Raw genomic sequence first — 10,619 nt, 5'->3', positions numbered from 1 at the left:
TAAAGAACTATTGATAGAATTATCTTATGAAAAAACTCTCAATTGATCTTAAGAGTGAACATACAAGGTGGGGGGTGTGTTTATTTATTTTTATCGAACACTATCTGTTTTTGTTCTGCTTTAATCCGACTGATTCGTCTATCGGTCATCGCTAAAACGCCCGCAAAGACAATAATCATGATGCCAATTATGGTTTTGTAATCCAGGACTTCATTCCAGATTATCCAACCGAATAAAGCGGCAAAAGCCACTGATGTATAGGTGTATGGGCCAAGTTGACCAGCAGGTGCGTGGCTATAAGCTTTGCTCAATGCCAATTGTCCAATTGTTGAGAAGGCCGCGATACCCGCTAAAGCACCTAGTTGAACCCAGCTTAAACTCACCCAGTTTACCAGCGCTGGAATTGCTGAAACCAAGGTACCAATAAGCGCAAAGTAAAACACAATGCGTCCTGGGGTTTCTGTGGCAGTCATTTTACGAATAATTACTTTAGCAAGCCCTGCCAACATCGCCCCAATTAATGCCAATAGAACCACCGCGTTGAATTCTCCCGCACCGGGGTTAATGATTAATACAACACCAAGAAATCCAACTACAATGGCGACAATCGTTTTCAAACCAATACTTTCTTTGATCCAGAAAAAGGCGAAAATCGGAATGAAAATCGGTGATGTTTGTTTTAATAACGAAGCCTGTGCAAGCGGCAAATGCCCCCAGGAGTAAAATAAACAAACCATTGCGGTCAAACCAACCAGACTTCTAGCGATGTGGAGCCCAATATGTTTGGTGTGTAGTCGTGAAATACCTTTCTGCATCAACCATGGCAACAATATTAATAGGCCCACAAAATTTCTGACAAAGACAATTTGCTCAATAGATACTTCAGCAGATATGGTTTTGATTATCATTCCTGTGGCGAGTATCGCCAGTTCAGACAGGACGATTAAAAAGGCACCAAGGGCGATATTATGGGATTGCATAGAGCGATTACTTCTCTTTGATTAAGGTGCTTGCTTCTTATTTATGCTTAGTTATATTTTTTATAGAACCAATCAAAGCGAACAAATCAGAATTTTTCAGTTATGAAATCAAACCACTATGTTTGATGCCATCAAACATAAACTGAACGGCTAATGCGCAAAGAATAACGCCAAAAACACGAGTGATTACTTGCAAGCCGGTAACACCAATAAATCTATGCAACTGGCTCGCACCAATCAGTGAAATATAGGTAATTAACATGATGCTTAATAGACCTAAAATCACCATACTTTGCTGTGCAATATCACCTTGAACATTGGCCATCAGTAAGATAACAGCGCCCATTGCTCCAGGACCTGCAATAAGCGGAGTGGCTACGGGAAACACACTGATATCCTGGCTGCTTTCCGCTTCTTCCACTTCATCTTCTGTTGCCGAAGTACCGCCAGAATGTCGGGCAAAGACCATATCAATGCCTATCAGCAACAATAAGATACCACCAGCCACGCGTAATGCAGGAAGCGTTATACCCAGCGAACTCAATATAGCCTCACCGAGAAAAGCAAATGCCAAAAGGATAGTGGTTGCAATCATCACCCCTTTAAAGGCAATTTTACTTTTAGTGCGCGCACTTCGTTGAGACGTTAGCCCCGCAAATACTGCAGCCACGTCGATAGGTCCGACAGTCGCGAAGAATGTTGTTAGTGCAAGAATGTAGGTTTCGAACATAATAAATAGCTACTAAAGAATTGCTTATACAAGCACTAAATAAATCCTGGATACAAAAAACACCCATAAGTAGGGGGTGTGTTTTATTTCATCTATTGTAGTTGGATATATAAATTTTGCCCGTGAATAATATTATTTTTAAGTTAAATATTTTTTAAGTATTCTTTTTAGCCATGCACTTTTTAGCTAAGCGCGCTTTTAAGCTAAGAATGCTTATTTAAGCACACCATGTAGACGTTTGATCATATCTTTGAAAACTTTTGGGTTTGCTGCAACGATATCACCAGACTGCATGTGCATTTCGCCACCTTGCATATCACCCACAAGACCACCTGCTTCTTGTACTAATAGTACACCTGCAGCGATATCCCACTCATGTAATCCGAATTCCCAGAAACCATCGTATCGGCCTGCTGCAACATAGGCGAGGTCTAATGCCGCAGAACCTGCTCGTCTAACACCTGCCGTATTTAGCATCAACGCTTTCATTGTTAGCTGGTAAGTATCAATGATTTCAGATTGATCTGGGCGGTAAGGGATTCCTGTTCCTAATAATGCATTTTCTAACGACAGACGTTTAGAAACACGAATTCGACGATTATTTAAAAATGCTCCGCCGCCTCGTGATGCATAGAACAAGTCATCGCGCATTGGATCGTAAACAACACCCTGATCAATTTTTCCGTTCTTTCTCAACGCGATTGAAACTGCGTAATGTGGCACACCGTAAAGGAAGTTAGTGGTGCCATCCAGAGGATCAATTATCCATTCGTATTCTTTAGAAGTACCTTCAATCTTTCCACTTTCTTCACCAATAAAACTATGATCCGGATATGCTTTTTTTAGAATACCAATAATAGTATCTTCGGCGGCACGATCTATTTCAGAAACAAAATCATTTTTATCCTTGTTTTCGATCTGTAACTGGTCGATCCTATCGGCACTGCGCGCAATGATGTCGCCAGCTTCGTGGGCGGCTTTAATAGCCATATTTAACATAGGATTCATAACAATTTCCGTAAATAGTAGTTCATCAGATCAAAACAATTTTATACTTATCTCAGCAATATCTTAATAGATACTTGCCAAGTTAATTTCAGCCGCGAGAGTCTAACAGAAAATGCTTAACAACAACATATTAGATAACATAAGAATTGTAATGATTCACACGTCTCATCCCGGAAATATCGGTGCTGCAGCTCGTGCCATGAAAGTTATGGGATTATCTGATCTTTATTTGGTAAATCCCAAATCTTTTCCTGATGAACAAGCTAATGCAATGTCTGCGAATGCCACTGATATTCTAGACAATGCCACCGTCGTCTCAACCTTAGCCGAAGCGATAGCCGATTGCCAATTAGTCGTGGGCAGCAGCGCCAGACATGAACGTACTTTGAGCTGGGATATTCAAGATTCTCGCGAATGTGGAGAAACCCTCGCGCAACATGCGTCCAAAGTAAAAGTTGCACTATTGTTTGGTCGAGAGAGTTCAGGACTCACCAACGACGAACTCGCTGTTTGCCAGCATTTAGTACACATCCCTACCAATCCGGATTACAGCTCTTTAAATGTGGCATCTGCGGTTCAATTACTGGCTTATGAATGCCGTATCGCTGCATCAAAAGTTGATTCTTCAGATACACTTAAAGCAAATGAAAAACCAGAAAAAAACAAGGAAGATGAATGGGTTACATCAGACGAACTTGATGGTTTTTATCAGCATTTAAAACAGGTGATGGAAGAAGTCGAGTTCTTAGACCCAGAAAACCCCAAGCACCTAATGACTCGTTTGAGGCGCCTCTATTCCCGATCTAGCATGACGCGAAGTGAACTCAATATTCAGCGCGGATTTCTGGCAGCTATTCAAAAGAAGAATCGCTAATAACTTATTCAAAATAATAGCTTAAAATTATCGTTAAAATTGCTCTCATTCAGCTTAGGCTCAGCCGTTAGGCGTAAAATCCTTGAAATAAGATAGATAATTGTCTATTTTTTAGGTGAAAGAGCGTTGAGTTTTGCATAATTCGCATAGAATTGGCACAAAGAACACCCCAATAAAACGCTCTTAAAAATAAAAATAAAATGATTTGAGAGAATGAGCAATGAATAATCAAAAGCAAACTGTTAACGAAAGCTTTCATGAGCCGAAGGTATACAGCACAACAGGCTTCAAGGACACATTAGCATCACCACTCTTTTATTCTGTGGCGGTTGTAGCCTTAGTTTTGGGGATTGCCTCCATTTTTGGCTTTTTACAAAACCCGTTAAAACTCAAAGCGGTTGCTAACGCTGTACATAACAAGGTACATATAAGCAGCCCTGTACGAAGCAGTCCTCGCAATAATTTATATTCTCTGGAACAGTCTTTTAAAAGCAAAGACGACAGCACAGAAATGCATCCGATTTCATATCAGCAACAATCTTTTGAAATCGAGCAACCAGAGAATGTTGATGGCTTAAGTCGTGTTTCGTTTAACTACGATGTGACAGCAAATGATTTCTGGACTGATCTAGATACAACTCGACTAGAATCTGCCATGGAAGAGAGTGCAAGACAGGATTTAGAAGCCTCATTGATTGGCGCGCCTTTAGAATCTGAATACCATCGACAGCTGGAATTAGAAGGGATGCCACTCAACGATTCTATTTACAGCCTGAATGTAATACCCACTAGTATTTAAAGATTACATTACTTTCAGTAATCTAGAATTTAAGAATCTAGTTTCTGTATCAACGCCGCTTCCAGTTCAGCCTGTTTTTCACTTGAAGTAACAGGCTTTCCACTGTTAGTGGTTACAAGGAAAATATCTTCCGCAATTTCACCCAAGGTAGAAATTCGCGCATTATGTATATTGATTCCGTACTGGGTAAAAACTTCACTAATCCTGGTTAAAATTCCAGCGCCATCTGCTGTAATAATCACAATTTCTGTCTGTTGGTGATTCTCATTAATACTAAATTCTACTGATGTTTTAGTTTCGAAGTGCTTTAGTTGTCGTGGCATTCTATGATGATCAAAATTATAAGAGGGTTGCTGTTGTGATAAATTCTTTTTAATGGTGTTCAATAACTTTTCTTTGTCGTCATAACTTTGTAATGGTTTACCGTCATTATCCAGCAGATAAAAAGTAAACAGATCATAACCATCATTGGTGGATGTAATACTCGCTCCCACTGTATTCAGGCGATGCTGCTCAATTGCCGACGTGATTTTTCCAAACAATCCTTCCCTATCTCTTGTGTAAATAAGTAAAACAGAGCTTTTGGTAATATTACTGTCTGCAATTTTTATGATTTCTTCTTCAGGGTTTCCTGTTAGTTGCTCTTTTGATGTTTGTAATGGGCTAACCCTGACATTTAAAATATTTTTGTTTTCCGCAATTTCCTGAATATGCCAGAACAGTCTTTCTCCTGAGAACTGAACAAAGTAATCATCATCAAAACGCTGCCAGAAGCGCTCACAATTAGCTCTATCCATGCCATTTTTTTCAACTTTGGCAAGTACCGCTTGTTTTTTGCTCTGTATTTCTCGCTCTATTATATCTTCATTACTTGCTGTTTTAACTACGTCGTTTTGTAGGTATTTACGTGTATTCTTAAATAACTCGATTAGCAAAGAATGTTTCCAACTTGTTAATAAGGTTGGGTTTGTTCCTTTGATATCACTAATAGTTAAAATGTGTAGATATTCCAGTCTTTCCAAAGTGCCTACTACTTCTACAAACTCTTTGATTACTTCAGGATCATTAATATCTTTACGTTGTGCGATACTGCTAATCAGCAAATGATTTTCTACCAACCAACTAACCAGTTGAGAATCTTCTTCGCTAAGACTGTGTGATCGACAGAATTCAAGCGCATCAACAGCTCCTAATTCGGAGTGACTTCCACCTCTACCCTTTGCAATATCGTGGAAGATACCTGCCAGAACAAGCAGCATTGGTTTCTCTATATGCTTGAAAAGCTCATGACAAAAAGGTAGCTCTTTTGCGCCTTTTTCAATGCTCAAAACACGAATATTTCGCACCACATTCAAGGTGTGATCATCAACTGTGTATGCATGGAAAAGATCGTATTGCATACGGCCTACAATATTACCAAAAGCAGGAATATAGGCAGCGAGAACACCATAGCGATTCATGCGCCTTAAAACAAAATTCACCCTGTGGTTAGCCGAAACAATATTGATAAACATTTGTTTATTATGCGGATTATCACGAAAATCCTGATCCACTAAGTGCAAATTACGTCGTAGTTCGCGAATCGTGGAAGGTGTTAAGCCTTTTAAGTTCGGTACGGTTTGTAATATATTGAAAACTTCCAGAATTGTATGGGGCTGTTCGCTGAATATATCTTTTTGCACCAAATCCAGATAGCCATCCTGATTGCTATAATAATTGTTAATAGATACAGGTTCAGCCTGATTGGCTAATAAAATACGCTGTCTAAGTAAGCCGAGTAAAATTTCATTAAGACGCTCAAGCTGCGTGATGGTTTTGTAATAGCGCTGCATGAATGCTTCGATCGACTCATTGTGCTCATCATTGGTATAGCCAAAACTATGCGCAAGGTCTCGCTGGTGATCGAATAGCAACCGGTCTTCTTTTCTACCCGTTATCTGATGTAAGGCAAAACGTACTTTCCATAAAAAATCACGCGCCTCAATTAAAGTTTCATATTCTTTAGGATTTAATAAATCGTTATCTTTAGCATCACTCAACGTCTTCAATGAGCCAATACCATATTCACGCAATGCTATCCAACCTATGGTTTGCAAGTCGCGCAAACCGCCAGGACCATCTTTTAAATTGGGTTCCACACGATAAGCAGTATCGCCATAACGAAGGTAGCGGTCTTCCTGCTCTTTGATTTTCGCCTTAAAGAATTCTTCGCTACTCCACATTTTATCAACAGCGATGAGGTCTTTAAGTTGATTAAAGACATCCTCATCACCGCAAAGAAAACGCGACTCAATAAGGTTGGTAATCACCGTTAAATCTTCCGTAGCTTCAGTGACACACTCATCCAGAGTGCGCACGCTATGTCCAATTTCCAGACCTAGGTCCCATAATTGAGTAACAAAGTCAGAAAGCTTTGCTTCATCTTCTGAACTCGGCTCATCAGCCAGCAATACCAATAAATCGACATCGGAAGCCGGATGCATTTCCTCTCTGCCATAACCACCTACAGCTACTAAAGCAGCCGCAAGTCTATCATCGGGATTATCATTGTTTTGCTGAGACCACATCGATTGCAATAATCCATCAATAGTCTGGCTGCGTTGTTTGAGAATATCTTGAATCGCAACCCCATCTTCAAATTGCTGCTGCAATTGTTGATTATTGAGTTGTAAGGTTTCTTTAAGAGAAGGAGTAGAAGTCATGATGGGATTATGCACGAATTAGGGATAACTTAAATACACCCCCCTACTTTTAGGCGGTTTTTTGTAGCTATCACTATAAATACCTAGTTTTTACCCAATAATGAATGAATTAAATAGCAAATAATGACGAATAAACACTGAATAAATACCTTATTACAGCGCAATTTGTTATCCTTGCGCGGCTATAACTATTGAGTTTTGATTACAGCATTGATGCTTTAAACTTTAGTACTACTTTGCTATAAATCTGTTACAAATATCGCTATGAAACCTGTATTCGCCCTTGTTGGCCGACCAAATGTCGGTAAATCCACTTTATTTAATCGCTTAACCAAATCGCGAGATGCATTGGTGGCTGATTTTCCTGGTTTGACCCGTGATCGTAAATACGGTCAAGGAGTACTTGGCACTGATGATGACATGGGTGGTAAAGAACGCGATTATCTCGTCATTGATACTGGCGGTTTGAGTGGCGATGACGCGGGTATCGATGAATACATGGCGAACCAGACCTGGTTGGCGGTTGATGAAGCCAATACCGTTTTATTTATGGTGGATGGTAGAGAAGGACTTACCCCTGCAGATCATTTAGTCGCAGATAGATTACGTAAAGCGGGCAAAACAGTTTACCTGGTAGTCAATAAAACCGATGCGGTTGATCCGGAACAAGCTAAAGCTGATTTCTATCAACTGGGTTTTAAAGATGTATTCGCCATAGCAGCTGCGCATGGTCGTGGCGTTACCTCCATGATCGAAAAGCTGCTTGAAAGCTTTCCGTTTGAAGAAGAAGAGACGATTCCCGAAGAGCATGCAGACAGTATTCGCATTGCATTTGTTGGTCGTCCGAATGTTGGAAAATCAACACTTATCAATCGAATTATGGGTGAAGAACGCGTTGTGGCGTTTGATAAGCCTGGCACCACACGCGACAGTATTTACGTTCCTTATGAACGTGATGGTAAAAAATATACCTTGATCGATACTGCTGGGGTACGTCGTCGCGGTAAAGTAAAAGAGGCGATTGAAACCTTTAGTATTATAAAAACCTTAGAAGCGATCAAACAGGCACATGTCGTCATTATGTTGTTAGATGCACATGAAACGATTACTGATCAGGATGCGCACTTGCTAGGATTGATTCTTGATGCAGGTCGTTCTTTGGTTGTTGCGATCAATAAATGGGATGGTCTGGACGAGTACGCCAAAGATCAAATCAAAGTTAAATTAGAAGTAAAACTACCCTTCCTTGATTTTGCCGATAAACACTTCATCTCTGCGCTTCACGGCACAGGTGTTGGGCATTTATATAAATCAGTCCACGAAGCGTATGATTCTGCAATGCTTGACGTACCCACAGCTCGCATGACTCGAATTCTACAAACAGCGACCGAAGCGCATCAACTTCCGATAGTAGCGACACGTCGTATCAAGCTTCGTTATGCCCATCAGGGTGGCAGTAACCCATTCACCGTGATTATTCATGGTAATCAGACTAATCGCATACCTGGTTCTTACAAACGTTATTTGATGAATTACTTCCGTGAAACGTTGAAGCTAAAAGGTACTCAGGTAAAAATAGAATTCAAAACGGGCGATAATCCATTTGAAGGACGAGGCGATAAGCGCGCCAAACTTTCTCCTTCTCAGATGTTCCGTAAAAGGAAGAATAGTCCTCACACATCAAAAACAAATAAAACCAGTAAAAAGAAAAAATAAGAAGATCCATAACCCGCCTATTAACTAATCCTAATACGGCGGGTTTTTTATTTCGGCCGAAATAGAACCTTTTTATTAAAAACAAAACTAAACACTATACTGCAAATAAAATACTGATAAAAAATACATCAACAAAAAGGGGAAAGCGTGAATATCAAAGGATTGATTAACACACTGCTAGCTACACTATCTGTTTTGCTGTGCAACACAACGCTTGCCAAATTACCCGTCGGCATGAACACCAATGAAATCCAACACGTTGATTCGAGCGCTCCGTTTGTCAATGTGTTCAAAATGGCGATGCCGTTTAAAGACGCCAAAAAACTTACTCATGGACATATTCAATACGATCGTGATGGATGGCCAGTTGACTTAAAAGGCGGAAAGGCAGGCAGCTATATGATTCATTGGCTACCTGCCGGAACGTTACCAGAAGGAAATTATACGGTTCTTTATGATGGCGAAGGCCAACTGGCTTACGAAGGTGATGCTAAAATTGTTCACTCTTCACCCGGCAAAGACATCGTTGAATTTCGCTCTGGCCATGACAAATTCATGCAGGTCTCATTATTAATAAAGCGCTCCGAACCTAATAATTATGTGCGTAATATTCGAGTGATCATGCCCGGTGGTATTTGCGCAAACGATCCCTTTACACGTGTTAACAATGCAAACCAATGCCGTGGCAATTTCCTATCGTTTGAAAAGCATCACAAAAAAATCATCTTCAACCCTGATTACTTAAGATTCATGAAGGATTTTAAAGTCATTCGAATGATGAATATGTCCGGCATCACTCGCAACCCGATCAAACACTGGAAGCAAATGCCCCACATCAGCAAAGCCACTTGGGCAGGCTATGAAGGTACACGTGGTACGCCTTTATCGGTAATGGTTAAACTGGCGAATGTGCTCAACCGAGACCCCTGGTTCAATATCCCACACGCCGCGGATAATAATCTCGTCAGGAAGTATGCATCTTATGTAAAGAAACACCTGCGACCTAACCTGAAAGCATATATTGAATACACCAACGAAGCCTGGAACCCCGGATTTTCGCAAATGCATTATGCTAAAGATATGGGGACAAAACTGCGTCTAGATCCTGACCCTAATGTCGCCGGACAAAAATACTACTCACAGCGCTCTGTAGAAATCTTCAAAATATTCCAGCAGGTATTTGGTAATTCGAGCAGTAATCGTATTGTCAGAGTCATGGGAGCGTGGTCGGCAAATCGTTACATGACACCCGTGGTGATGGAGCATAAAGGCGCGTATAAAAATGTTGATGTGATGGCGATAGCGCCTTACTTCTTTGTTCACCAAAAAGCACTTTCAGGTGTAAATAGCGTACCGAGTGTTTTTGCCCTGCTAAAAGATGATAAGAAAAATCCGTATTCGATGAATAACGTCTACAAGATGATTCAAGTACAAATGGATTTAGCGAAAAAATACGGCGTCAAACTCGCTGCTTATGAAGGCGGACAGCACCTCACAGCTCCTGGAACCAAATCAACTAAAGATCATCCCAATCCATTCCTGATTGGTGCAAACCGAGCGCACCCAATGGAAAAATTCTATATTGAATTTCTACAAAACTGGGACAGAATTACCGAAGGTGGATTGTTTGTAGCGTTCTCCGCACCACGTACTTGCCAGTTTTATGGTTGCTGGGGAATAAAAGAACACCTTAATCAACCACCTGCAAAAGCACCTAAATATAGAGGCTTACAACGATTTTTCTAAGCTCATTAAAAAAAGGCCTATAAGTAGGAGGGTACTTTTTTAAATCCTCCCTTACTTATAGACG

Annotated in this window: 8 protein-coding genes; 4 read left to right on the top strand and 4 right to left on the bottom strand. The window is 40.5% G+C overall.

From position 1 onward, the window contains the following. Positions 1–80: 80 nt before the first annotated feature. From Q1A31_RS17330 to Q1A31_RS17320, 3 genes are all read right to left on the bottom strand, one after another. On the bottom strand, positions 81–980 hold the full coding sequence (locus Q1A31_RS17330; protein ID WP_299879712.1) for a DMT family transporter: 900 nt from the start codon (positions 978–980) through the stop codon (positions 81–83). 100 nt (positions 981–1,080) lie between these two features. After that, the gene (locus tag Q1A31_RS17325) at positions 1,081–1,710 is read right to left on the bottom strand and encodes a MarC family protein (RefSeq protein ID WP_299879709.1); all 630 of its coding nucleotides are present in this window, start codon (positions 1,708–1,710) and stop codon (positions 1,081–1,083) included. Positions 1,711–1,923: 213 nt separating this feature from the next. Continuing rightward, positions 1,924–2,718, bottom strand: coding sequence for an inositol monophosphatase family protein (locus tag Q1A31_RS17320; RefSeq protein ID WP_299879706.1), 795 nt, complete (start codon positions 2,716–2,718; stop codon positions 1,924–1,926). 112 nt (positions 2,719–2,830) lie between these two features. Between Q1A31_RS17320 and trmJ the strand changes: the two genes are divergently transcribed. Together trmJ and Q1A31_RS17310 are read left to right on the top strand one after the other, a co-directional pair. Beyond that, positions 2,831–3,592, top strand: a complete 762-nt coding sequence (gene trmJ / locus Q1A31_RS17315; protein ID WP_299879703.1) for a tRNA (cytosine(32)/uridine(32)-2'-O)-methyltransferase TrmJ — start codon at positions 2,831–2,833, stop codon at positions 3,590–3,592. 220 nt (positions 3,593–3,812) lie between these two features. Next, the gene (locus tag Q1A31_RS17310) at positions 3,813–4,391 is read left to right on the top strand and encodes a hypothetical protein (protein WP_299879700.1); all 579 of its coding nucleotides are present in this window, start codon (positions 3,813–3,815) and stop codon (positions 4,389–4,391) included. A 29-nt stretch (positions 4,392–4,420) separates the two neighbouring features. Here the strand turns inward: Q1A31_RS17310 and glnD are convergent, their stop codons facing one another. Next, positions 4,421–7,093, bottom strand: a complete 2,673-nt coding sequence (gene glnD / locus Q1A31_RS17305) for a [protein-PII] uridylyltransferase (RefSeq protein WP_299879697.1) — start codon at positions 7,091–7,093, stop codon at positions 4,421–4,423. Between the two features lie 264 nt (positions 7,094–7,357). Between glnD and der the strand changes: the two genes are divergently transcribed. Both der and Q1A31_RS17295 read left to right on the top strand, forming a co-directional pair. Next, positions 7,358–8,809, top strand: coding sequence for a ribosome biogenesis GTPase Der (der, locus tag Q1A31_RS17300; RefSeq protein ID WP_299879694.1), 1,452 nt, complete (start codon positions 7,358–7,360; stop codon positions 8,807–8,809). 147 nt (positions 8,810–8,956) lie between these two features. Further along, entirely contained in the window at positions 8,957–10,555 is a 1,599-nt protein-coding gene (locus tag Q1A31_RS17295) for a hypothetical protein (protein ID WP_299879691.1), read from the top strand. Positions 10,556–10,619: the final 64 nt, after the last annotated feature.

Origin of the sequence: uncultured Cocleimonas sp., from assembly GCF_947495625.1 — a bacterium.
GTDB lineage: Bacteria > Pseudomonadota > Gammaproteobacteria > Thiotrichales > Thiotrichaceae > Cocleimonas.
This window is presented reverse-complemented; position numbering and strand designations above follow the sequence as displayed.